24 protein-coding genes are annotated in these 22,335 nt (G+C 67.9%); 13 read left to right on the forward strand and 11 right to left on the reverse strand.

Going from position 1 to position 22,335, the window contains the following annotated elements:
* Window positions 1-9 precede the first annotated feature (9 nt).
* On the forward strand, window positions 10-321 hold the full coding sequence (locus tag ON34_RS27395; protein WP_040784797.1) for a GNAT family N-acetyltransferase: 312 nt from the start codon (window positions 10-12) through the stop codon (window positions 319-321).
* A gap of 84 nt (window positions 322-405) precedes the next feature.
* Here ON34_RS27395 and ON34_RS27400 read toward each other — a convergent pair whose 3' ends face one another.
* Entirely contained in the window at window positions 406-1,167 is a 762-nt protein-coding gene (locus ON34_RS27400) for a lysophospholipid acyltransferase family protein (protein ID WP_040785003.1), read from the reverse strand.
* Between the two features lie 137 nt (window positions 1,168-1,304).
* Between ON34_RS27400 and ON34_RS27405 the strand changes: the two genes are divergently transcribed.
* From ON34_RS27405 to ON34_RS27415, 3 genes are all read left to right on the forward strand, one after another.
* Entirely contained in the window at window positions 1,305-1,949 is a 645-nt protein-coding gene (locus ON34_RS27405; RefSeq protein WP_040784799.1) for a YqgE/AlgH family protein, read from the forward strand.
* 133 nt (window positions 1,950-2,082) lie between these two features.
* Window positions 2,083-2,610 (forward strand): sigma-70 family RNA polymerase sigma factor, encoded by a 528-nt coding sequence (locus ON34_RS27410; RefSeq protein WP_085997146.1) that lies wholly within the window; start codon window positions 2,083-2,085, stop codon window positions 2,608-2,610.
* Window positions 2,607-3,380 (forward strand): anti-sigma factor family protein, encoded by a 774-nt coding sequence (locus ON34_RS27415; protein WP_040784801.1) that lies wholly within the window; start codon window positions 2,607-2,609, stop codon window positions 3,378-3,380. The genes ON34_RS27410 and ON34_RS27415 overlap by 4 nt, the downstream gene beginning before the upstream one ends.
* Window positions 3,381-3,440: 60 nt before the next feature.
* On the opposite strand, the gene ON34_RS27420 is transcribed toward ON34_RS27415, so the two are convergent.
* The 3 genes from ON34_RS27420 to ON34_RS27430 form a co-directional block, all read right to left on the reverse strand.
* Entirely contained in the window at window positions 3,441-4,211 is a 771-nt protein-coding gene (locus tag ON34_RS27420; RefSeq protein WP_040784803.1) for an ABC transporter permease, read from the reverse strand.
* Window positions 4,208-5,182: a daunorubicin resistance protein DrrA family ABC transporter ATP-binding protein gene (locus ON34_RS27425; protein ID WP_040784806.1), complete on the reverse strand. Its 975-nt coding sequence runs from the start codon at window positions 5,180-5,182 to the stop codon at window positions 4,208-4,210. The genes ON34_RS27420 and ON34_RS27425 overlap by 4 nt, the downstream gene beginning before the upstream one ends.
* 122 nt (window positions 5,183-5,304) lie before the next feature.
* Window positions 5,305-5,835, reverse strand: coding sequence for an EXLDI protein (locus tag ON34_RS27430; protein WP_040784808.1), 531 nt, complete (start codon window positions 5,833-5,835; stop codon window positions 5,305-5,307).
* Window positions 5,836-5,975: 140 nt separating this feature from the next.
* Between ON34_RS27430 and ON34_RS27435 the strand changes: the two genes are divergently transcribed.
* The 5 genes from ON34_RS27435 to ON34_RS27450 are packed head-to-tail and all read left to right on the forward strand — an operon-like array spanning window position 5,976 to window position 10,606.
* Window positions 5,976-7,655, forward strand: a complete 1,680-nt coding sequence (locus ON34_RS27435; RefSeq protein WP_051023190.1) for a thiamine pyrophosphate-binding protein — start codon at window positions 5,976-5,978, stop codon at window positions 7,653-7,655.
* Between the two features lie 51 nt (window positions 7,656-7,706).
* Window positions 7,707-8,363, forward strand: coding sequence for a hypothetical protein (locus tag ON34_RS27440; RefSeq protein WP_040784811.1), 657 nt, complete (start codon window positions 7,707-7,709; stop codon window positions 8,361-8,363).
* Window positions 8,364-8,373: 10 nt separating this feature from the next.
* Window positions 8,374-9,417: a 3-oxoacyl-ACP synthase III family protein gene (locus ON34_RS27445; protein WP_051023231.1), complete on the forward strand. Its 1,044-nt coding sequence runs from the start codon at window positions 8,374-8,376 to the stop codon at window positions 9,415-9,417.
* On the forward strand, window positions 9,414-9,572 hold the full coding sequence (locus ON34_RS36355) for a hypothetical protein (protein ID WP_157172441.1): 159 nt from the start codon (window positions 9,414-9,416) through the stop codon (window positions 9,570-9,572). Before ON34_RS27445 ends, ON34_RS36355 begins: the two co-directional genes overlap by 4 nt.
* Window positions 9,569-10,606: an aminotransferase class I/II-fold pyridoxal phosphate-dependent enzyme gene (locus ON34_RS27450; protein WP_051023193.1), complete on the forward strand. Its 1,038-nt coding sequence runs from the start codon at window positions 9,569-9,571 to the stop codon at window positions 10,604-10,606. Before ON34_RS36355 ends, ON34_RS27450 begins: the two co-directional genes overlap by 4 nt.
* A 202-nt stretch (window positions 10,607-10,808) precedes the next feature.
* Here the strand turns inward: ON34_RS27450 and ON34_RS27455 are convergent, their stop codons facing one another.
* Genes ON34_RS27455 through ON34_RS27460 form a run of 3 tightly spaced genes read right to left on the reverse strand, consistent with a single transcriptional unit; the run spans window position 10,809 to window position 11,469 of the window.
* Complete coding sequence (locus ON34_RS27455) at window positions 10,809-10,997, reverse strand: hypothetical protein (RefSeq protein ID WP_040784812.1); 189 nt, start codon at window positions 10,995-10,997, stop codon at window positions 10,809-10,811.
* On the reverse strand, window positions 10,994-11,164 hold the full coding sequence (locus ON34_RS36360; RefSeq protein WP_157172442.1) for a hypothetical protein: 171 nt from the start codon (window positions 11,162-11,164) through the stop codon (window positions 10,994-10,996). Before ON34_RS36360 ends, ON34_RS27455 begins: the two co-directional genes overlap by 4 nt.
* Complete coding sequence (locus tag ON34_RS27460; protein ID WP_040784813.1) at window positions 11,161-11,469, reverse strand: hypothetical protein; 309 nt, start codon at window positions 11,467-11,469, stop codon at window positions 11,161-11,163. Before ON34_RS27460 ends, ON34_RS36360 begins: the two co-directional genes overlap by 4 nt.
* Window positions 11,470-11,691: 222 nt before the next feature.
* Between ON34_RS27460 and ON34_RS27465 the strand changes: the two genes are divergently transcribed.
* On the forward strand, window positions 11,692-12,885 hold the full coding sequence (locus tag ON34_RS27465) for a helix-turn-helix domain-containing protein (protein ID WP_245548222.1): 1,194 nt from the start codon (window positions 11,692-11,694) through the stop codon (window positions 12,883-12,885).
* 76 nt (window positions 12,886-12,961) lie between these two features.
* On the opposite strand, the gene ggh is transcribed toward ON34_RS27465, so the two are convergent.
* Entirely contained in the window at window positions 12,962-14,299 is a 1,338-nt protein-coding gene (ggh, locus tag ON34_RS27470; protein WP_040784815.1) for a glucosylglycerate hydrolase, read from the reverse strand.
* Window positions 14,300-14,528: 229 nt separating this feature from the next.
* Here ggh and ON34_RS27475 point away from each other — a divergent pair, with 229 nt between their 5' ends.
* Window positions 14,529-15,218 (forward strand): SDR family oxidoreductase, encoded by a 690-nt coding sequence (locus ON34_RS27475; RefSeq protein WP_040784817.1) that lies wholly within the window; start codon window positions 14,529-14,531, stop codon window positions 15,216-15,218.
* Between the two features lie 57 nt (window positions 15,219-15,275).
* Here ON34_RS27475 and leuS read toward each other — a convergent pair whose 3' ends face one another.
* Complete coding sequence (gene leuS, locus ON34_RS27480; RefSeq protein WP_040784819.1) at window positions 15,276-18,122, reverse strand: leucine--tRNA ligase; 2,847 nt, start codon at window positions 18,120-18,122, stop codon at window positions 15,276-15,278.
* Window positions 18,123-18,284: 162 nt separating this feature from the next.
* Here leuS and ON34_RS27485 point away from each other — a divergent pair, with 162 nt between their 5' ends.
* Window positions 18,285-18,692 carry an SdpI family protein gene (locus ON34_RS27485; RefSeq protein ID WP_040784821.1) on the forward strand — a complete coding sequence of 136 codons (408 nt, stop codon included), beginning with the start codon at window positions 18,285-18,287 and terminating at the stop codon, window positions 18,690-18,692.
* A gap of 27 nt (window positions 18,693-18,719) precedes the next feature.
* Here ON34_RS27485 and ON34_RS27490 read toward each other — a convergent pair whose 3' ends face one another.
* Window positions 18,720-19,097 (reverse strand): cupin domain-containing protein, encoded by a 378-nt coding sequence (locus tag ON34_RS27490; protein WP_040784823.1) that lies wholly within the window; start codon window positions 19,095-19,097, stop codon window positions 18,720-18,722.
* A gap of 143 nt (window positions 19,098-19,240) precedes the next feature.
* On the opposite strand from ON34_RS27490, the gene ON34_RS27495 reads away from it, so the two are divergent.
* Window positions 19,241-19,987 carry a glycoside hydrolase family 25 protein gene (locus ON34_RS27495; protein ID WP_040784825.1) on the forward strand — a complete coding sequence of 249 codons (747 nt, stop codon included), beginning with the start codon at window positions 19,241-19,243 and terminating at the stop codon, window positions 19,985-19,987.
* A gap of 125 nt (window positions 19,988-20,112) precedes the next feature.
* Here the strand turns inward: ON34_RS27495 and ON34_RS27500 are convergent, their stop codons facing one another.
* The gene (locus tag ON34_RS27500) at window positions 20,113-22,176 is read right to left on the reverse strand and encodes a PhoX family protein (protein ID WP_040784827.1); all 2,064 of its coding nucleotides are present in this window, start codon (window positions 22,174-22,176) and stop codon (window positions 20,113-20,115) included.
* Between the last annotated feature and the right edge of the window lie 159 nt (window positions 22,177-22,335).

Below are 22,335 nucleotides of genomic sequence, written 5' to 3' on the forward strand. Positions count from 1 at the left end.
CGTCGAGCCATGTCGACCGAGGTCAGCAACAACACCGCACTGGAACGTTTCGAGATCTACGTCGACGGTGCGATCGCCGGCTATGCCGAATACCAGGACACGGCCTCCGAACGCGCGTTCGTGCACACCGAGATCTATCCGCGGTACGAGGGCCAGGGCTACGCGCGGCTGTTGGTCGAGACCGCACTGAACAGCACCCGCGACGACAAGCTCGGCGCGCTGCCCATGTGCCGCACGGTCCACCACTTCATCGAGACCCGCCCGGAATACCTCGTGATGGTGCCGCACTGGGCGCGCGACCGGCTGAACCTGCCCCAGTGAGCGAGCGCAGCGAGCGAACCATCGACACAGCCGCCGGTGCGGTCATGACGGAGCCGAGCGCCAGCGAGGCGTAGGCATGACCGCTCAGTACGCGCCGACCGCGCCGTCGAGCGCCGCTTGCAGGTCCTTGCGCACCAATCGGGCGATGTCACCGGGCCGGGCGGGTAGGTCGAGCACCGGAACGCCGAAGTAGAAGCTGGCCGATTTGGCCTCCTCCTTCGTCGGCTGCACCGCCGGGTCCTGGCGCGGCCCGTAGCTCAGCCCCATGGACAGCAGCGCGGGCTCGGCGCCGAGTTTCATCGCGCGGAACGCGATGTGCCCGATGCCGCTGCCCACAGCCTGCACCTGGGTGGGGTCGATGTCGTTGCAGGTGCCCTCGGGGAACACCGCGATGCCGTCGCCGCGAGCCATCCGCTCCGCGCAGATGTCCATCATGCGCTGGCCGGCCGCGTTCACCGCGCGGATGCCGTGGTCCTTGCCGCGGAACACCGGGATGCCGCCCATCATGTCGATCTTGCGGCGCTGGTCGGGGTCGACGAACAGCTCGTCCTTGGCCAGCACGCGCACCCGCCCGATCACCCGCCGCAGGCCGCTGCGCCAGGCCGCCGCGGCGACGGTGTAGGGATCGTTCTCGGATAGGTGGTTGATCGCGATCAGCAGCGGCCGACCCTGTTCGATCACCGCGCGGAGCGCTTCGCGCGCCCCTTCGGCGTAGCTGACCCGGGGATGGTAGCGGCGGCCGAGGATGGCGTACGCACCCCACGCTTTCAGCCGGTTCTGGCGATGATCTCGGTAGAAGTCGTACACGGTGTCGCTGTTCTCGAGGCGCACCTCCGGCGGTTCCATGACCTTGGACTCTACGGTGTCGCGGCGGCACCGCAACGCGGCGTCCGGCCGCGGGCCGATGGCCGCCCGGCAAATCCGGAAGACAGAAGTGGCCCGCAGAAGGCGCATTGTGGGCGAACAGCTGAGATGATGTCGGAGTGGCACGCGCAGAAGACCCGGATGATCGGAAGACTCGCGGCGGACACGGCGACCGCAGGCGGCGCGATTTCCGGCCCGGCGAGCAGGTCGTCCGTGCCGGGACGCTGCTGGTGTCGGCCACCGAGTTGGTCGAACCCACCTTCCGGCGCACCGTCGTCTACATCATCGAGCACAACGACGCGGGCAGTCTCGGGGTCGTGCTCAACCGTCCGAGCGATACGGCGGTGCACGACGTGCTACCCCACTGGACGGACGCGGTCGCGGCGCCGCGCACACTCTTCATCGGCGGCCCGGTGAAACGGGACGCGGCACTGTGCCTCGGCACCGTCCGGGTGGGCGCGCGGATCGAAGGCGTGCCAGGGCTGCGGCGCATCGACGGGCGCGTCGTGCTGGTCGACCTGGACGCCGATCCGGAACGGATCGGCCCCCTCGTGGAGGGCATCCGGATCTTCGCGGGCTACGCGGGCTGGACCTTCGGCCAGCTGGAAGGCGAGCTGGAGAACAACGACTGGATCGTGCTGTCGGCGTTGCCGTCCGACCCGATCAGCACGGGGCGCCCTGACCTGTGGGCGCACGTGCTGCGCCGCCAGCCGCTGCCGCTGTCCCTGCTCGCCACCCACCCGATTGAACTGGAACGCAACTGAGAACGTGTACTCCTCGAAAGGACAGTAAGGAGACACGGTATGAGACACGAAAACTGATCTGGCGAGAGCATGGGTGACTCTTCGGGTGCGCCCTCACACCGGCCCCGTAACACAGGCGGAGAGGGATCTAGTTGTGCGCAACGAAACGGATGGGCCCGACGATCAGTCCGAATTGATGCGGGCTCTCTATCGCGAGCACGCCACCCCGCTGTGGCGGTACACCCTCGGCCTGGTCCGGGATCCGGGGCGAGCAGAGGACATCGTGCAGGAAACTTTGCTGCGGGCATGGCAACGCCCGAACGTCTTGGATCAATCCACGACGTCGGCGCGCGCGTGGTTGTTCACCGTCGCGCGGAATCTCGCCGTGGATGAGCATCGCAGCGCCCGCAGCAGGCGCGAGTTCCGCACCGACAACCCGCCCGAACGGGCCGCCCCCGACCAGTCCGACCGCGCACTGGACGGGTGGCTGGTCGCCGACGCCCTCGGCAAGCTCAGCGCCGACCATCGCGAGGTGATCGTGCGGGCCTACTACCGAGGACTGTCCACCCAACAGATCGCCGAGGAACTCGACGTCCCGCCGGGCACGGTGAAATCCCGGATGCACTATGGCATGCGCGCATTGCGACTGGCACTACAGGAGATGGGGGTGACGAATCAATGACGGATATCACCGACGACTACACCACGTGGGACGCACCGTATGTGCTCGGCTCCCTCACCCGCGATGAGCGTTTGGAGTACGAACGCCACCTCTCCGGCTGCACCGAATGCCGCGCCGCCGTGGCAGAGCTGGCGGGTCTGCCCGGGATGCTGGCCTTGGTCGAGACCGAGACCGCGCTGGCGATGATCGAGCCGCCCGCCGCCGAGCCGGTTCCGTCGATGCCGCCACCGCCGCCGATGCCGCAACTGCCGCCGATGCCGCGACCGCCGACGGCGCCACTACCGCCGCCGCGGCTCGCCGACGCCGCCGAACGGCGCAATCGGCGGCGCAGCCGGTGGACGTCGGTCGGCATAGCGGTGGCCGCGGCCGCGGCCGCGGTGGCGATCGCCCTGCCGATCGCCGTCACGATGTCGGAGTCGGACCGGGCGGACACACCGGGTACCACCGAGCAGGCATTCGTCGAACGCCCCATGGACCCGCTGGAGACGACGCCGGTCTCGGCGAGCTTCAAGCTCTTTCCGGCAGGTGAGCAGACCCGGCTCGTGATGACCTGTAGCTATCCGCCAGGGGAGCCGCAACGCTACAACTGGGAGCTGGCCCTGTACGTCACCCGCACCAACGGACAGCAGCAGAAACTCGACCAGTGGCCAGCGGGCCCCGGCACCGAACTGACCATCGATCGGACCATCGACGGTCCGCCCGATCAGGTCCGCTCGGTCGAGATCCGCGCGGCGAGCACCGGCAAGGTGTTGCTGGCAGGCACGATCTGATCGATCGAACGATCCCCCGCGGTGACATTGCCCGCGGGGGATCGTCGTGCGGCCACCCGATCAGCGCGTCTGACGCCGGAAGATCGAGGACGACCACAGGTACCCGACCACGGTGATGCCCACGCCCCAGGCGATCGCGATGATGCCGTTGTTGCCGATCTCGGTGCCCATCAGCAGTCCGCGCACGGTCTCGGTGAACGGCGTGAACGGCTGGTATTCGGCGAACTGGCGCAGCCCGGCGGGCATGGTGTCGGTGGCGACCAGACCGCTGCCGAGGAATGGCAGCATCACCAGCGGGAACGGCGTGTTGCTCGCGCTTTCCGGGTTCGGCGCGAGCAGGCCGAGCGCCACCGACAACCAGGTGAGCGCGAACATGATCAGCGCGAGCAGTGCGAACGCGGCGATCCACTCGACCACGTTCGCGTTCGGGCGGAACCCGATCAGCAGCGCGATCGCGACCATCGCGGCGATGCCGACCATGGCCTGGATCAGCGCGCCGACCACGTGGCCGGTGAGCATGGCCGATTGCGCGATGTCCATGGTGCGGAAACGATTCACGATGCCCTTGGTCGTGTCGGTGGCGACCGACACCGCGACCGAGACCGTCATATACGCCGGAATCATCAGCAGCATGCCGGGGGCGAGATAGTCGATGTAGTTTCCGCCGGAGGACTTCTCCAACGCGCCGCCGAAGACGAAGTTGAACACCAGCAGCAGGATGGTCGGCATCACGATGACGCCGAAGGTCATGCTCGGATAGCGCTTGGCGCGCACGAGGTTGCGACGCAGCATGGTCGCCGAATCGGCGAGCGCGTAGGACATGGTGCTCATCGCACGGTTTCCTTTTCGGTGGTGGGGTGACCGGTGAGGGTGAGGAATACGTCGTCGAGATTGGGGGTGTGCACCGAGAGCCCCTCGACCTCGATCTGCTCGTAGTCGAGCCGATCGAGCACCGACCGCAGCGATTTCACGCCGCCGTCGCTCGGTACCGCGAGGGTGAGGTCCTCCTCGTCGTCCTCCGGCGTCGGTGCGGTGGCCCCCAGTGCGTCGGCGGCGGCGAGCAGGGCGGACCGATCGGCGAACGACAAGCGGATATGCCCGCCCGGCACCAGCCGCTTCAGTTCCGCGGCGGTGCCTTCGGCGACGATCTTGCCCCGGTCGAGCACCGCGATGCGGTCGGCGAGCTGGTCGGCCTCCTCCAGATACTGGGTGGTGAGGAACACCGTGACGCTGTAGTCGTCGACCAGTCCGCGAATGATGTCCCACATCGATCGCCTGCTGCGCGGGTCGAGCCCGGTGGTCGGCTCGTCCAGGAAGATGATGCGCGGATCGCCGACCAGGGTCATGGCCAGATCCAAGCGCCTGGTCATGCCGCCGGAATAGGTGGACGCGGTCTTGTCGGCCGCGTCCACCAGGTCGAAGCGCTCCAGCAGTTCCGCGGCCAGCCTGCGGTTCTCGCGGCGCGGCAGATGATGCAGATCGCCCATCAGCAGCAGGTTCTCCCGCCCGGTGAGCAGTTCGTCGACCGCGGAGAACTGGCCGGTGACCCCGATCTGCGCACGCACCTGCTTGCGCTCGGCGGCGAGATCGTGCCCGCCGACCCGGATTTCACCGGAGTCGGCGTTGATGAGCGTGGTGAGGATCTGCACGGTGGTGGTCTTGCCCGCGCCGTTGGGGCCGAGCAGCGAGAAGATCGTGCCCTCCGCGACGGTGAGATCGATGCCGTCGAGCACCACCTGCTCGCCGAACGTTTTACGCAAGCCCCGTGCCAATACGGCGGGCGCGCGATGGCCGTTCACCATGAGTCTTCCTTTCGAAAATAGATGCCTTCATGCGAATGTGAGCATGTTTCACCTGCACCGCGCCCGAGGTCCGGGGCGGCGATTGCCGGTGGGTTATTCGGTTGTCGTGCCGGGTGCGCGGACTAGATGTCCAGATCCTCGATCTTCGGCCCCTCGGCCAGGTCGACCACTCGCTGATAGAGCTTGTCGGGGATCTGCCCCTTCAGCTCCTCGGGCGAATCCACCACGACGAAGATGAACTCGCCCCAATCCTGCTGCCCGACGCCGAGCAGGCGCCGCCAGCTCTTCGGGTCCCGCCAGTCCTTGAGCCACTTCGCACCCGCGTCGGCCGGGTACTCGTCCCAGTTCGAATACTGGGCGTGCATCACGTATTTGCCCTTGCGGCTGCGGTACACCTTGACGTGCTCGATCCGCGTATCGTTGACGTCGTGCCATTCGCCGAGCAGGGTGCCGGAGAAGCGGACCTGTCGCACACCGTCGTGACCGACCTTCAGCACCACCTCGTCGAAGCCCTCCAGCCGACCCTCCTCGAGTTCGATGAACCGGCGCAGCGCCGTGACCACCGCTCCCGAGAGATTGCCGCCGACCAACTCCTGCGCACGCTGAAAGAGTGGCAGGTCGTCATCGGCAACGTAGATCGTCTTGTTGGGCATGAACTCACTATACGTAGATGTATACGTACACGCAAGAACGGCGGCCGCCTCTTCTTCTGATCCGCCGTTGAACCATCCGGCGGCCCAGCCCGTATCACTCGTGTACGCAGCCGAATGTTCGTCAGCGGAAGGGAGTGCCGATGCGGGTCGTGGACTATCTGGTGCAAGCGGTTTCGGCACTGGGCGTGCGGCACATCTTCGGCGTGGACGGCGCCAACATCGAGGACTTGTACGACGCGATCTTCGACGCATCCGATGACGTCACCGGCGTGATCGCCAAACACGAGTTCTCCGCGGCCACCATGGCCGACGGCTACGCCCGCGTCAGCGGCGGATTCGGCGTCGTCGCATCGACCTCCGGCGGCGGTGCGATGAATCTCGTTGCCGGACTTGCCGAATCGTTCGCATCGCGGGTTCCGGTGCTCGCGTTGGTCGGGCAGCCACCGACGTCACTGGAAGGCAACGGCGCCTTCCAGGACACCAGCGGACGGGCGGGCGCCATCGACGCCGTCCGCCTGTTCGGCGCGGTCAGCACCTATTGCGCGCGCGTGGCGACCGGCGCCGACCTGCCCGATCAGGTGGCCAGGGCGGTCGGCGCCGCCCGGCGCGGCGGGCCCGCGGTGCTGCTGCTGCCCAAGGACGTGCAGCAGGCCGACGCGGGCGACGTCGCGCCGTTCCGCTTGCCCCCCAGGACGCATCGATCCGACCGGGCCGCAACGGCCCGCGTGCGCGACGCGCTCGCCCGGGCCAGGCACACCGGAAAGATCGTGATCATCGCCGGTGACCAGGTCGCCCGCGACGACGCGCGCGGCGAGCTGGCCCGCCTGGCCGCCGCGCTGGACGCCGCCGTCGGCGTCGCGCCGGACGCGAAGGACACCTACGACAACGCCGACCCCGCGTTCTGCGGCGTCGCGGGCACCATGGGTCATCCCGAGCTGGCCGCGGCCATCCGGTCCTCGGCCCTGTGCCTGCTGGTCGGCACCCGGCTGCCGGTCACCGCGCGCGCCGGGCTCGAGTCCCTGCTCGGGGAATGCACGGTGGCGAGCGTCGGCGTCGCCCCGCCGTACGTCCCGGCCATCCACGCGACCAGCACCGATCTGTCGCGCACCCTCGCCGATCTTGCTGCCGAATTCTCCGGTGGCACAACCGGTTCCGAACGAGCTGGCGCGGCGCAACCTCCGACGCCGCTGCGTGTGCCCGACTCCTCAGGTCCCGGCCTGCGCTACCGGGATCTGGTGGAGACGATCGAGATGGCACTGCCGGAGGGCACCGACGTGTTCGCGGACGCGGGCAACACCGGCGCCGCGGTGGTGCATCATCTCCGGGTCCCGCGCGGCGGACGGTTCGTCGTCGCGCTGGGCATGGGCGGAATGGGCTACGCGTTCGGCGCGGGGATCGGCTCCGCGTTCGCGCGGAAGGCGACGGCGGACGGCACGCGGCGCACGGTCGTCATCGGGGGTGACGGCGCGTTCTTCATGCACGGCTTGGAAGTGCACACCGCGATCGAGCATGCCCTGCCGGTCACTTTCATCGTGCTGAACAACAACGCGCACGCCATGTGCGTGACCAGGGAGCAGCTGTACTACCGGGATCGCTACAGCTTCAACCGATTCCGTCCCGCATACCTCGGCGCGGGCGTCGCGGCCATGTTCCCCGAGCTGCCCGCGTTCTCGGCGCACACCGTGGGCGAACTCGACCGCGCCCTGCGGTACTGCCTGGGAACCGAAGGGCCGTCGTTCCTTTCGATCGACTGCGACCCCGACGAGATCCCCCCGTTCCTGCCCTTCCTGACGACCATCGAGCAATCCAGAAAACCCTGATGAACGAGGCACGCGCCGCTCACGCGCCGCGCCTGCCGAGAGGAGTGCACCGTGACCACAAGCTCCCTGCCCGCGCTCAGCGACATCCCGGAGATCCCGCCGAGTGTGCTGCGCATCGAGAACTCCGACAAGGACGCGACCACTCCGATCATCATGGACATGCTGCGATCGGTGTACCCGCACGACCAGATCTACGGCGATTACTGCCCGGTGCAGGCCTACATCGCCGCACCGCCACGCGAGGTGTACGAGTACCTCGCCGACACCAGGTCGCTGGAGGAGTGGACCTACAGCCTGCGCGGGTTCGTCGAGACCGAGGAACCCGGACTCTGGCTGGCCTACGACCGGCTCGGCTCCGAGACCAAGATCTTCACCCGGACTGTCGCACATCCGGATGCGATGACCGTCGACTACCACTGCGCCTGGGATCAGGGACAGCACCTGTGGATGATCTACCTGCTGCGCGTAGTCGACGCGCAGGTGGTGTTCAACAAGCCGGGTTCGGTGGTGCTGTGGACGAATTGCAAGCATCCGTTCTACGACGAGAACCCCTACCCCGAGACCGCGCCGCCGCAGCGGCCGGTGTGGGTCGGCGACTTCTGGGAGATGTTCTCGGCTGGTCATCAGCTGGAGATGGACAACCTCAAGGCGATCTGCGAGTACCGGGCCGCGCACGGCCTGCCCATCAAGCCCGACTGGATGAAGTGAGACACACGTGATCAACCCCCCGCACCAGGACACCTCGGGACTACCGCCGGTCAGCCTCGTCGACGTGTCCAGCTACCTGCCCGGCGAGCCGGTCGGCACCGAATACTTCACCCAGTTCGCGCGCTCGGACCGGATGGCGAAGAACGTCATGTTCCGCGCGCCCAAGGGCCGCCACCACGTGGCACGCGACGAGACCGCGGTGGACATGGTCGAGCGGGCCGTCGCGCCGCTGATCGAGCGCCACGGCGAGGACGCCATCGCCGACGTCGACGTGCTGATCACCCATACCCAGCTGCCGGACAACCCGGTGCTGGGCTGCGGTCCCGAAGTGGCGCGGCGGCTCGGCCTGCGCCCCTCGTTCGTCTACGACGTGCACAACGGCGGCTGCGCGGCATTCGTGCACATGATGGCGATGGCTCGCATGGTGTTGCAGACCACCTCCGCCCGCACCGCGCTGATCGCGGCGACCCAGAACTGCGCGGGGCCGGTGTTCACCCAGACCGAGATCCGCAAACTGGCCCAGGCTCCGGTGCCCGGCGACGGCTGCGGTGTGGGGCTGCTCCGCAAGGACGACAGCGCGCCGATTCTCGACATCGAATGCCGTACCTATCCCGAATTCGCCGGGGACATGGACTTTTCCACCAACGGCGACCGCAAGTACTGGGAGCCCGGCGAGGGGCAGGGCTGCGTCAGCTTCACCGAGTCCAAGGTCACCAAGGTGTTCGCCCGCGGCAACCGCCTGGTCCCCGAGGTGGCGCTCACAGTGTGCGATCGGATCGGTGTGAAGGGCAGCGAGGTCGACGCCTTCGTCACCAACCAGCCGAACCGCCTGTTCCTGCGCAACTGGCACGACGCGTTGGAGCTTCCGCCGGAGCGGCATCCGGACACCTTCGACTCCTGCGGCAATCTGTTCGCCGCCGGTATCCCTGTGACCCTGGATGTGGAGAACCGCGCGGGACGGCTGGCCAACGGATCGCTGGTGCTGATGGCGGCATTCGCGCACGCGGGCGACTTCGCGGGCGCGGCCGCCGTCCGCTGGGGTGCCGCGCGATGAGCGCGCGCATCGCCGACGGACCTTCCCGACGTCATCGCATCGCACGGGCGCCGCTGGATCTGGAGTACTGGGCGGACCGACTACCCGACGAATGGCAGGGGCCGACAGCGGCGTTCGGATTCGCAGCGCCCGTCGGCTGGGGAGGTGCGCGATGACCGTTCGCATCGCCGACGAGACACGGCCATCGCGGCGGCACCTGCCCTCCAGGACGCCGCCGCGATTCGACCTGAGCCTGAGCGAGAATCCGTTTCCACCGCTGCCCTCGGTGCTGCGGGCCGTGCACACGACGCTCGCCCAGGCGAATCGGTATCCGGAATTCCTGCCGCGGCGGCTGCCGACGCTGATCGCAGAGCACGTGGGTGTGCGGGCGGATCAGGTCGTGGTCGGATCGGGCGCTACCGGAGTGGCGATGCAGATCATGCAAGCGCTCATCCCGCCGGGAGCGGAAATGGTATACAGCGCGCCGACTTTCGACGGGTACCCGATCATGTGCGAGATGACCGGCGTGGCGGGCGTGCCGGTGCCGCTCGACAAGGCGGGGAATCAGGATTTGCGGGCGATGCTGCGGGCCATCGACAAGCGGACCGCGCTGGTCGTGGTGTGCCGCCCGCACAATCCGACCGGGACGGTGATCCCGGGCGGCGACCTGAAAGCGTTCCTGTCCAGTGTGCCCGCCAGAGTGCCGGTGATTCTGGACGAGGCATATGTGGAATTCCTGGGTGCCGGGGAGTTCGTCGACCCGGTCGCGCTGATCGGGAAGCATCCCAATCTCCTGGTGCTGCGTACCTTTTCGAAGGCGTACGGCTTGGCCGGGCTGCGCATCGGTTATGCCTTCGGCGGAACCGAGGTGATCACACGGGTTCGCACACTGCAACTGCCCTTCGGGATGAGCGCGGCCGCGGTGGCCGCGGTCGCCGCCTCGTACGCCGCCGAACCCGAACTCACCGCCCGCACCCTCCGCATCACCGAAGCGCGGGACACACTCCGCGCCGCGCTCCTGACCAGGGGAATCCCGGTCCCGGAAAGCCACGCCAACTTCCTGTACCTCCCCGGCCCCGGCATCGTCACGGCCCTACGCCGCGCGGGCATCGCCGCCAAGTCCTACCCCGACGGCAGCGCCCGCGTCGCCGTCGGCGACCCAGCCGCCGACAGCGCCGTCCTCCAAGCGCTGACCCGAACCTCGACATAGCCGTATTTGTCGAACTTCGACGGGAAATAACGCTGAATCCGTACGGCCAGCGGCCCCGCCATCCTTTGACGGGCCGGGCCAGCTGCCGTCCGCAACCTACGGCTGTTTCCTCATCGCCGCCGATGGGTGTATTCCGGTCCGCGAAGGAGATCCAAAGGTCAAAGGCGTTGCGCACAGTGCGCCGAGCACTTTCGCCTGCGGCTCAGTCAACGCCATCGGTCACGTCTTCCATGGGAATGCCTTGGCGGCACAGGTATTCGGTCGCGGTGCGCTTCCTAGGGCAGGCCGGGACGCAGTGCTCGTGGATGCCGATGATGCCACGAGCCTGGCGGATGTCGATGCCCGGAACCGCGGCATCCTCACACCCCTCGCCGACGAGTCGTCTACTCATCGCAACACCACCGACCCGTGGCCCAGGGCGGCGAGGAACTGATCACAGCTGTGTGCGGCGTGATAGGTGAGCGCGAACCGGGCATGCTCGAGGTTCTCGATCACCTGGTTCGTACACGACTGTGCGTGCCAGCGGTCGAGCACATCCGGGTGGGCGACAGGGTTCATCGGAAGCTCCTCGCAGGCCGCATACGCCCCGCTTCGATGAGGATGTCGATCGCTGCGCCCTTGGCTGCGCATGTGCGAGCGTCGCAATCAATGTGATCCTGCGTCACCCAGTGGGCCTCATCGACCAGGTACGGCCTTTTCGGCGCGGCGTGGGGAGATAGGCCTTCCGGCATTTCGTCAGCGTGCTCGAGTTCGGGTATCTGCCAGCCCAAGTCGATGAGCCAGGGCAGCACCCAGAACAGGAGTAGCACCATCCCGACGGCGGCGACTGCGACGATCAATACGACGGCAAGTTCTTCGGGCATCTCGTCCCCCTGGCGCGTGTATGTTCCGTTGAGTTGGAAGCACCCGGTGCCGGGAATCTGCCCCCGCGGCGTTGGGTGCTGCGGTTCACGGTATGAACGCGCCAAATACTGATCAGGTACATTCCGTACCCCATGCCACCTGGTCCGATACGCTTTACTCATATGGGTTGAGTGCGGAGGAGGGGCACCATGCAGGAACCCCGGGGTGAAGCATCTGTCGGCATGCGAATCAAGAGGCTGCGCGAGCGCGCGGGCATGTCGAGGCCCGTCCTGGCTGGTCTCGTCGGCCGGTCGGCGGAGTGGATCAAAGCCGTTGAATCGGGCCGTCTCCAGTGTCCGAAGCTGCCGATGCTGCTACGAATCGCACGGGCCCTTGAAGTCAAGGATCTTGCCGAGCTGACCGGCAACGGTCACGCCGTGTCGGTGGCGGTGTTCGCGGGCGAGCAGCATGAGGCGCTGGCCGAGGTGCGTCACGCGCTTACGGACTATCGGATGGCGGCCGGTGCACGCCCGGCCAGTGCCGAGCATCTGGCTATCCGGTTGGATCAGGCGTGGAAGATCCGTCATACCAGCCCCGATCACCGAACCCAGTTGGGAGCGTTGCTACCCGGCCTGATCAGGGACGCGCAGCAAGCCGCCCGTATCCCGGGGCCGGACCGCAGGAAGGCACGCCGCATCCTCGCCGCCGTGTACCAGCTGGCCGACTTCTATGTCGCGTATCAACCTGCCCCGGAGCTGGTTTGGCTGGTCGCCGACCGAGCCATGAACGAGGGCTTCGAAGCCGACGACCCGTACGTGATCGCGTGCAGCACATGGGCGATGGTGCAGGCGCTCCGGGACTCCGGCCGCTGGGAAGAGGCGGTCGGACTGGCACGGGACGCCCTGGATCAACTCGCGCCCTATCTCGACAGGGATGGGACACCGGACGATTGGCGGGGCATCGCGGGCGCTCTCGAAGCCGAGGTGGCGTACGTGCATGCTCGCCGCGGCCGTCACGGGGAGGCGTGGGAGCGCTGGGAGTCAGCCGACGAGATTGCCCGGAACTTGGGGCCGAGCTATCGGCATGTGCAGACGTCATTCTCCATGCCGGTGATGGCCGCGCACGCGACGACACTCGGGGTGGAACTACGGCGCTCAGCGGAAGCGCTGCGTGCCGCGAGGGACTTGGATGCGGAGACGATCGTGTCGGTGCCGCGCCGCAGCCGCCACTACATCGAGGTGGCGCGCGTGTACGCGCAGCGCCGGGAGAACGCCGCTGCGTTCGCGATGCTGGTGAAGTCGGAGCAAACAGCGCCGGAGACCATCCGATACAACGGGTTCGCGCGGGAAATGATCCATGACCTGGTGCAGCATCCGCCGACAGGAATGAGCCGTGACATGCAAGACCTGAGCCGCCGCATCGGCGTACCCGTGTAGCAGCTGCTTGAGGGCTATTGCGCCGTCGCAGGCCGGATGGGTTGGTGTGTTCCTGCGGTGCGATGAGGCGGGGAATCTATCCGAGCCAATCCAGCACGGACGCCGCCGTCCAGGACTGCTGCATGCTGCCGAGTGGTTCGCCGGTGAACGGCTCGTAGTACTCGGCGAAGGCGCCGTCGCTGGCCTGGCGCAGGCCCTCGGCGCGCAGCATGAACGAACGCTCGGCCCAGCCCCGCCTGGCGAAGACCCAGGAGAACAGCCAGCTCATCACCGGCCACACCGGGCCGCGCCAATACTCGCGCTGGCGGAAGTCCTTGGAGACCGGCGAGGTCGACGGCGGCAGGGCGTAGCGCAGATCCGGGTGCCCGCAGAAGCGTGGTCCCTCGAACAGCCGCAGCAGGCTGCGCTCGGTGTCGCGGGGCAGCCCGCCGCACAGCAGCGGCGCGAACATCGACAGCGTCTCGGTGTTGATCCACCGCCGCAACCGCACGTCGAAGTCGCGGGCGGCACCGGTGCGGGCATCGGTGGTCGCGATGACGCCCGCGCGAAAACGGTCGGCCCACGCGTACAGGTCGCGCACGTCGGCGTTGGGCTGCTTGTACTCCTCGCCGATGTTCGCCAGGACCTCGCAGGCCAGCGAGAAGATCCCGGTGACGAACACGTCCTCGACGGCGAAGCTCATGGTCGAGGCGAGCTGGTAGTCGTCGTAGCCCGCGCGGCGCATCTGCTCGACCAGCCATAGATAGCGGTCGTACTCGCGGTCGGTCGGGCGCTGGGTCGGATCGGAGATCACCAGCACGTCCTCGCGACGGTAGGGCGGCAGGTCGCCTGGGATCACGTTCTCATAGGCGCGGTCCCAGCGCGGCGAGTTGTCCATCCCGGACTCCCAGCCGTGATACAGGGTGATCCGGCCGGTCTCCTTCGGATCCCGGGCGTGCGCCAGCCAGCGGTGCCAGCGCACCAGGTCCGGCCAGCGCCGGTTGAGGAACTCCTCGGCCACCGCCCTGGTAGTGCGCCCGTGCCTGCGAGAATGATCCAGAATCCGCTGCACCGCGATGGCGTGCACCGGTGGCTGGGTGATCCCGGAGGTGTCCGGGCCGTCCGGTGCGTTGGCGGCCAGCTTGCGGCACTCCCAGCGGGCCGGACCGGGAAAATAGCCGTCCACGCCGTTGGCGAAGACGATGTGCGGGATCATCCCGTTCTTCCACTGCGCCGACAGCAGCGTGTCCAGCTCGACCACCGCGCGCTCCACGCTCAGCGGAGCCAGGCCCACCGCGACGAACGCCGCGTCCCAGCTCCACATGTGCGGATACAGCCGGGGCGCCGCGGTGGTCATCGTGCCCAAGTCGTTCCCGCGCAGCAGGTAGGCAGCGCGGGCCGCGAGCTGGGTTGGGGTGAAGCCCGGGTGTGCCATCCCCCTATTCTGCGATGTCACCCGCAGATATGCCCGCTCAGCGGTGTCCGTTTCGGCCCCGTCCCGTCGGCCGGTGGCCGGATCGTCTTCGGCGGTTCTCACTCTCGAATGCCCCATCCCGTGATCGCTGCTCGAGAATTGTCAGTCGACTCATGCCCGCATGGCTAGTCCTTCGTCCAGTGCTACGGGTTTTTACGCCTTAGTTCCACCGCCGGTTACGGTGGGGCTCATGACTTCCGCCGCGACCTCGAAACCGACCGCGTTGATCACCGGCGCCAGCCGCGGGCTCGGCGCCGCCATCGCCCGCGAGCTCGCACCGACGCATGACCTGCTGCTCGGCGCCCGATCGGCGCAGGCGCTGCGCGGCATTCTGGCGGAGCTGCCCGCCGCGACGGGCTGGCCGGTCGAGTTGACCGACTATCCCGCCGTCGCCGCGGCGGTCGCGCCGATCCAGCGGCTGGATGTGCTGGTGCACAACGCCGGTATCGCGGACCTGGGTACCGTCGCGGGCTCCACGGTCGAGCAATGGCGAAACACCTTGGAAGCCAACCTGATCGCCGTAGCGGAGCTGACCAGGTTGCTGCTTCCCGCCTTGCGGGCGGCCAACGGCCATGTGGTGTTGATCAACTCGGGCGCCGGGCTGCGGGCGAACGCGGGCTGGGCCTCGTATGCCGCGAGCAAATTCGGGCTGCGCGCGTTCGGTGACGCACTGCGGCTGGAAGAACCCGATCTGCGCGTGACCTCGATTCATCCGGGTCGCATCGATACCGATATGCAGCGCGAGATCATCGCCGGAGAGGGCCGCGAGTATCGCCCTGAGGAATTCCTCACACCGGAGACGGTCGCGTACGCGGTGCGCGCCGCCATCGACACCCCGCGCGACGCGCATCCCACCGAGATCGTGCTGCGGCCGTACTGACCGAGACGGCGTGGAGGCACGCTCGGCGCACGGCCGCGCCGCCGACCGACGGTCGCCTCAGGCGACGATGTTCACCAAACGCCCCGGCACCACGATCAGCTTGCGCGGCGTCGCTCCATTGAGCAGCTCGGTGATCTTCTCGTCGGCCAGCGCGGCCGCCTCGATCGTCGCGTTGTCGGCGTCCGCCGCCACCTGAATCCGGCTGCGCACCTTGCCGTTCACCTGGATCGGGTACTCCACCGACTCCTCCACCAACAGGGCGGGGTCGGCGACCGGGAAGGGGCCGTGCGCCAGGGATTCGGTATGGCCCAGCCGTTCCCACAGCTCCTCGGCGATGTGCGGGGCCAGCGGAGCCAGCATCAGCACCATCGGCTCCACCACCGAGCGCGGCGCGCCGCCCGGGTAGGACTTGGTCAGGTGGTTGGTCAGCTCGATCAGCTTGGCGCCCGCCGTGTTGTCGCGCAGGGCGGCGAAATCCTCGTCCACACCCGCGATCGTCTTGTGCAGCAGCCGCAGCGTCTCGTCCGTCGGCGCGGCGTCGGTGACCCGCAGCGCGCCGGTCTCCTCGTTCACCACCAGCCGCCACACGCGTTGCAGGAACCGGTGCGCGCCGACGACGTCCTTGGTCGCCCACGGCCGCGAGGTGTCCAGCGGACCCATCGCCATCTCGTAGAAGCGGAAGGTGTCCGCGCCGTACAGATCACACATCTCGTCGGGAGAGATGGCGTTCTTCAACGACTTGCCGATCTTGCCGTACTCCTGGAACACCTCGATCTCGGTGCCGGTGGCGTCGGTCCAGAAGAACGTGCCGCCCCGCTCGACGACCTCGGCGGCGGGCACGTACGCGCCACGCGCGTCGGTGTAGGCGTGCGCCTGGATGTAGCCCTGGTTGAACAGGCGCCGGTACGGTTCGCTCGCCGACACGTCACCCAGGTCGTACAGCACCTTCTGCCAGAACCGGGCGTACAGCAGGTGCAGCACCGCGTGCTCGACGCCGCCGACGTACAGGTCGACGCCGCCCGGGTCGTTCGCGCCGTGCTCGGCGGGACGCGGGCCCAGCCAATACGCCTCGTTCTCCTTGGCGCAGAACGTCTCGGCGTTCGTCGGGTCGGCGTAGCGCAGCTCGTACCAGGAACTGCCCGCCCACTGCGGCATGACGTTGGTGTCGCGGCGGTAGCGCTTCGGCCCGTCGCCCAGATCCAGCTCGACCTCCACCCAGTCGGTCGCCTTGGCCAGCGGCGGGGACGGCTCGGAATCCGCGTCGTCCGGGTCGAAGGTCACCGGGGCGAAATCGTCCAGCTCCGGCAGCCGCACCGGCAGCATGGATTCCGGCAGCGCGTGCGGCGCGCCCTGCTCGTCGTAGACGATCGGGAACGGCTCGCCCCAATAGCGTTGGCGGGCGAACAGCCAGTCGCGCAACTTGTACTGGATGGTGCCCTTGCCGTGGCCGTCGGCTTCCAGCCGGGCGATCATCGCCGCCTTGGCCTCCTCGACGGACATGCCGTCGAGGTAGTCGGAGTTCACCAGCACGCCTTCGCCCGCGTGGGCGCCCGTCGCCAGGTCGCCGCCGCTGATGACCTCGATGATCGGCAGCCCGAGCACGGAGGCGAACTCCCAGTCGCGGTGGTCGTGCCCTGGCACCGCCATGATCGCGCCGGTGCCGTAGCCGCTGAGCACGTAGTCGGCGATGAAGATCGGCACGGCCTTGCCGTTGGCCGGGTTGATCGCGTAGTTGCCCAGGAAGACGCCCGTCTTCTCCTTGTTCTCCTGACGCTCCAGATCCGACTTCGCGGCAATCGACTTGCGGTAGGCCGCAACGGCGTCGGCCGGTGTGGCGGCGCCGTCATTGGTCCAGCGCGGGTCGGTGCCCTCCGGCCACGAGGCCGCGGTGAGCTTGTCGACCAGCTCGTGTTCCGGCGCGAGCACGACATACGTGGCGCCGAACAGGGTGTCGGGGCGGGTGGTGAAGACCTCGATCTGTTCGCCGTCGGCGTCGAACTTCACCTGCGCGCCGCGGGATCGTCCGATCCAGTTGCGCTGCATGGTCTTCACGTTCTCCGGCCATTCCAACCGGTCCAGGTCGTCGACCAGTCGATCGGAGTAGGCGGTGATGCGCATCATCCACTGGCGCAGCCGCTTACGGAACACCGGGAAGTTGCCGCGCTCGCTGCGTCCGTCGGCGGTGACTTCTTCGTTGGCCAGCACGGTGCCGAGGCCGGGGCACCAGTTGACCACCGAATCGGTCTGGTACACCAGCCGATACGAGTCCAGCAGCGCGCCGCGATCGGCGGGCGACATCGTGTTCCAGGACCGGCCGTCCGGCACGGCCCGCGCGCCGGAGGCGAATTCCGCCTCCAGCTCGGCGATCGGGCGGGCCCGGTTCAGGTCCACGTCGTACCAGGCGTTGTAGATCCGCAGGAAGATCCACTGCGTCCAGCGGTAGTACTCCGGATCGGTGGTCGCGAAGCTGCGGCGCCGGTCGTGGCCGAGGCCGAGCCGGTCCAGCTGGCGCTGCATGGTGGCGATGTTCGATTCGGTGGTCACCCGGGGATGCGCGCCGGTCTGCACCGCGTACTGCTCGGCGGGCAGGCCGAACGCGTCGTAGCCCAGCGCGTGCAGCACGTTGCGTCCGTGCATCCGGTGATAGCGGGCGAAGACGTCCGTGGCGATGTAGCCGAGCGGATGCCCGACGTGCAGCCCCGCGCCCGACGGGTACGGGAACATGTCCTGGATGAACAGCTTGTCGTCCGGAGTGGGGCCGGCCAGCGGGCCGACCGGATTCGGCGCATGAAAGGTTCCGCGCTCGTCCCACGCCTGCTGCCATCGGCGTTCGATGCGCCCGGCAAGCTCCGCGTTGTACCGGTGCTCTGGTACATCGCTTTCGGTTGCACGTGTGTCCTGCACGGTCCTGCCTTCTTGTGGTCGCCGATCCCCGTCGAACTTCGCCTATCAGGGTAGAACGTGTGGTCGGCAGGACCGAAAATCGGGCTGGCCTGGACTTCCTGGCGCGTTCGCTGCGCACGGCCCGTCGGCGGCGGTTCGGCACCGATGCGCTAGCCTGCATGGGTGTTCGTCGTCGCTCTCGTCCTGTTCGTGCTGGCTGTGGTGGCCGTCGCCACCGGCGCACTCGGGCTGACCGGCCGTTTGCCCCGTAACCGTTTCTTCGGGGTGCACACCGAGGCCGCGCTGTCGAGCGATGAGACGTTCCGCGTCGCCAACCGTGTCGCCGCGCCCACGTCGATCGCGGCCGGGGCGCTGTTGTTCGCCGGTGGTCTCGTCGCGCTGGCTGCCAGCGGAATCGTGGCGCTCGTCGTCGCGGCCGGTGCCGCCGTCGTCGCGCTGTTCACCCTCGGCGCGGGCGCTACCGCCGCTGCTCAGGCCGCCGACGCCATCGCGCCGCCCGCCGAGGTCGGGGGCTGCGGCAGTTCCTGCGGCGCGTGCTCGCTTCGCGACGCCTGCCAGCCCGCAGGTTGATCGGATACTCCGGGCGGCGAGCCACCGCTATTCCGCGCAGGCTGGTGGCGTGACACTGCGCGACAGCGGGCTGTCCACCGGAGTGACGTAGAGCACGCACAGTAATACCGGCACCGACCCCAGGTTGCGGGCCACATGCGGGTAGCGCGGCCCGCTCGGCTCCCGGAAGACCCGCCACCGACGGTAGGTCACCGGCGCGCAGTCCGCTCCGGGATGGTGCAGGGTCCCCCGGGCGACCAGGACGAACAGTGTGCCGTCGTGATAGTGCCAGCCACTGGTGCCGCCGGGTTCGATGAGCGTCTGGCGCAGAATGAACGCCCGCCGACCCAGAGTGAACCGGAACAGCACCCGACTCGCGGTGCCCTGCGCGGGGGCGGGATTCCGCTGATATTCGAACCGCGTCATCAGTCGATCGAACCACTCACCGCGCCATGCCCACCCGCCCAGGCAGGCAGATCCGGGCGGGTCCCGATCAATAGTTAATTCTTAGCAACTATCTCATCTGTACCTCTAGTCGCATCAGACACAGCTGGCTATCGTCGAACGGCATGAAAAGCCCTGTGGTGAGTTCGGCTCTACGCTGCCTCGGCATCGCGCTATCACTTTTCCTGCCAGCTGGCATTCACACAGCTACCATTTCGGCCGCGGCGCCGACCGGCCCCGATGTGTCGTCCTGGCAGCACCCCGAGGGGCGGATGATCGACTGGTTCGCCGTCAAGCGGGCGGGGCACGACTTCGCCATGGTCAAGGCCACCGAAGGGCTCAGCTACGTCAACCCGTACTTCGTGACCGACAGCCTGCTGATGTTCGCCGCGGGCATGGCCCGTGGCACCTACCATTACGCCCGGCCCGCCTTGCCGCCCGAACCGCAGGCCGCGATGTACGCGTCGGTGGCGCTCGGGCAGAACGGTCCACACGACCTGCCACCGGTGCTCGATCTCGAGGATTCCGGCGGCCTCGCGCCACCCGCCCTGATCGACTGGACTCGCCGCTACCTGGCCGCAGTGCAAGCCCTCACCGGCCGCGTCCCGATCATCTACACCTATCCCAGCTTCTGGCGCACGGCGATGGCCGACACAGCCGAGTTCGCCGGATACCCGCTGTGGATCGCCGACTATCGCGGCAATGCCCAGCCCGAAGTGCCCGGCGGGTGGTCGAACTGGACGTTCTGGCAGACGACCGACCGAGGCGCTATCCCCGGCATCGCGGGCCGGGTCGACCTCAACGTCTACAGCGGCGCCCAAGGCGATCTCGCCCGCTTCGCGAACATGGGCGGCCTCACCGGAAGCGGCTGACCGCACCTTCCCGACGGGTGCGGAGGTGGAGCCGCTACCCGCCCAGTCGAGTAGCGGCTCCACCCATGGGGAAAGCCGCGGGAGAAACGGCCGTGGTTGCAGGGTGGCCGGTCGCGGCTGAGGTGTCAGGCGCCGATTCGGCCGCCGTCCTTCTTCCACACCGCCACGACCGAGGGGCGCGGCTGGGCCGTACCGCCGTCGGGCCAGTGCGAGAGGGGGTTCTCCGGGGTCGCGTCGTCGGCTTCGCCCGGGTGCTGGACGCAGACGATGACCCGCGATTCGGTGACCACCGGACCGCACGTCTCCGCGCCGCGCGGAACGGTGAGGAACTGCTTGGTCTGACCGCGGTTCGGACCGTCGAGCACCACGGAGAACAAGCCGTCGTTCGACTTCAGGGCGTTGCCGTCGGTGGCGATCCACAGGTTGCCGTACGGGTCGAAGGCCAGGTTGTCCGGGCAGGAGATCGGGCTGACCTTGGACTTGTCGTAACCGGCGAAGTAGGTGTCCGCGGCCGCGGGATCACCGCAGACCAGCAGGAGCGACCAGGTGAACGTGGTGCCGGTGTGGTTGTCGTCGATCTCCAGCACTTGGCCGTTCTTGTTGAGTTTGCGCGGGTTCGCCTCGTCGGGGCCCTGCTTGCCTTCCGCGCCGCGATTGTCGTTGTTGGTCAGCGCGACGTACACCTTGCCGGTGTACGGGTTGGCCTCGAAGTCCTCCGGGCGGTCCATCTTGGTGGCGCCGACCTTGTCGGCGGCCAGCCGGGTGAAGACCGCGACCTCTTCGGCGCTCATGCCGTCGACCAGCGACTTGCCCTTGCCGTCCGCGCCGGTTTCGAGCAGCGGAATCCACTGGCCGGTGCCGGTGAACCCCCGGTCCGACGGCGTGGCGCCGGTACCGTCGATCTTGTCCGGGTGGTCGCCGGTGAGCTTCGCGACGTAGAGCGTGCCCGCGTCCAGGATGGTCAGGTTGTGCCGCATGCTGGACGCGCCGGTGCCCGGCTGGATCTGGCGCGAGGACACGAATTTGTACATGTACTCGAACTTTTCGTCGTCGCCGGTGTAGGCGACGACCTCGCCGTTCTTCGTGACGTAGATGTTGGCGGCCTCGTGCTTGATCCGCCCCATCGCGGTGTGCTTGATCGGCGTCGAGTTCGGATCCCACGGGTCGACCTCGACCACGTACCCGAACCGGTTGGCCTCGTTGGGTTCCTGCGCGAGGTCGAAGCGCTTGTCTGCGCGCTCCCACTGGTTGGCGGTCTTGCCCGCGGTGAGGCCGTAGCGCTTCAGCCTGACGGTGGCGGCGGCGTCGGTCACCTTGTCGCCGTTGGCGAAGTAGCCGTTGAAGTTCTCCTCGCCGGAAAGCACTGTGCCCCAAGGCGTCAGGCCACCGGAACAGTTGGCGAAAGTGCCGAGCACTTTGGTGCCGGTCGGGTCGGCCGAGGTCTTCACGAGATCGCTGCCCGCCGCGGGGCCGGTCAGCGTGAACTCGGTGGTCGCGGTGATCCTGCGGTTGTACTTGCCGAAGACCGGAGCCAGCTTGCCCGAACCGGATTCGCCCTTGACCTCGACCACGCTCAGGCCGTGCGCGGCCATGGTGACGGCGATCTGCTCGTCGGTCGGAGCGTCTTTGTTGTAGCCGCGGAACATGTGCGGGCCGGTGGTGTACTCGTGGTTGACCACCAGCAGGTAGCCGTTGGCCTGGCCCTCGATCGGCAGCAGGGCGGCGAAGTCGTTGTTGTAGCCGAACTGCTGGGCCTGCGCGGCGGCGGTCTGCTTGTCGAAGTCGAAGGCGGGCGCGTCCGGGAACAGCGGGTCGCCCCAGCGGATCACGACGGACTGCTCGTAGCCGTCCGGGATCACCACGGCGTCTTCTTTGTTCGGCGCGACGGCGGTGAAGTCGGTGCCGGTTCCGGGCGGGCCCGCGGGCTTGGTGGATCCCGCGGGGGCCGGTTCGTCGTTGCCGCAGGCCGCGAGCGCGCTGGCCGCGCCGACCGCGAGGACGGCGGCAGCGCCACCCTTGATCATGCCGCGCCGGTTCAGGGAGCTGACGATGTCACCGAAGTAGGCACCGGCGGAGGTGTTGGGCGCCTCGTGGAAGCACGCGTTGGCGCACTTGTACTCACACGTCACGGCGGCGCGCGACGACTGGCCGTCGTGCTTCACGAAAAGGGCGAGTGGTTGAAGACTCACGGTGACTCCTGGGTTGGGCCGACGGGCGCACGGTAGACCATCCGCACCATCCGGAATAGACGACAAAGTGAACAGCCGCCCAATTAGGTAACCCTCAAATTGCCCGGTTACCGCGCAAAGCGAATGCCGCGTCGATTCGATATCTCGAATCGACGCGGC

Source organism: Nocardia pneumoniae NBRC 100136 (genome assembly GCF_000308755.1).
Lineage (GTDB): Bacteria > Actinomycetota > Actinomycetes > Mycobacteriales > Mycobacteriaceae > Nocardia > Nocardia pneumoniae.

Bases quoted from the DNA above. Each gene is read 5' to 3' on its own strand.
- ON34_RS27395 (WP_040784797.1), top strand. From the start codon at position 10: ATGTCGACCGAGGTCAGCAACAACACCGCACTGGAACGTTTCGAGATC.
- ON34_RS27400 (WP_040785003.1), bottom strand. From the start codon at position 1,167: ATGGAACCGCCGGAGGTGCGCCTCGAGAACAGCGACACCGTGTACGAC.
- ON34_RS27415 (WP_040784801.1), top strand. From the start codon at position 2,607: ATGACGGATATCACCGACGACTACACCACGTGGGACGCACCGTATGTG.
- ON34_RS27420 (WP_040784803.1), bottom strand. From the start codon at position 4,211: ATGAGCACCATGTCCTACGCGCTCGCCGATTCGGCGACCATGCTGCGT.
- ON34_RS27425 (WP_040784806.1), bottom strand. From the start codon at position 5,182: ATGGTGAACGGCCATCGCGCGCCCGCCGTATTGGCACGGGGCTTGCGT.
- ON34_RS27430 (WP_040784808.1), bottom strand. From the start codon at position 5,835: ATGCCCAACAAGACGATCTACGTTGCCGATGACGACCTGCCACTCTTT.
- ON34_RS27435 (WP_051023190.1), top strand. From the start codon at position 5,976: ATGCGGGTCGTGGACTATCTGGTGCAAGCGGTTTCGGCACTGGGCGTG.
- ON34_RS36355 (WP_157172441.1), top strand. From the start codon at position 9,414: ATGAGCGCGCGCATCGCCGACGGACCTTCCCGACGTCATCGCATCGCA.
- ON34_RS27450 (WP_051023193.1), top strand. From the start codon at position 9,569: ATGACCGTTCGCATCGCCGACGAGACACGGCCATCGCGGCGGCACCTG.
- ON34_RS27455 (WP_040784812.1), bottom strand. From the start codon at position 10,997: ATGAGTAGACGACTCGTCGGCGAGGGGTGTGAGGATGCCGCGGTTCCG.
- ON34_RS36360 (WP_157172442.1), bottom strand. From the start codon at position 11,164: ATGAACCCTGTCGCCCACCCGGATGTGCTCGACCGCTGGCACGCACAG.
- ON34_RS27460 (WP_040784813.1), bottom strand. From the start codon at position 11,469: ATGCCCGAAGAACTTGCCGTCGTATTGATCGTCGCAGTCGCCGCCGTC.
- ON34_RS27465 (WP_245548222.1), top strand. From the start codon at position 11,692: ATGCGAATCAAGAGGCTGCGCGAGCGCGCGGGCATGTCGAGGCCCGTC.
- ggh (WP_040784815.1), bottom strand. From the start codon at position 14,299: ATGGCACACCCGGGCTTCACCCCAACCCAGCTCGCGGCCCGCGCTGCC.
- ON34_RS27475 (WP_040784817.1), top strand. From the start codon at position 14,529: ATGACTTCCGCCGCGACCTCGAAACCGACCGCGTTGATCACCGGCGCC.
- ON34_RS27490 (WP_040784823.1), bottom strand. From the start codon at position 19,097: ATGACGCGGTTCGAATATCAGCGGAATCCCGCCCCCGCGCAGGGCACC.
- ON34_RS27495 (WP_040784825.1), top strand. From the start codon at position 19,241: ATGAAAAGCCCTGTGGTGAGTTCGGCTCTACGCTGCCTCGGCATCGCG.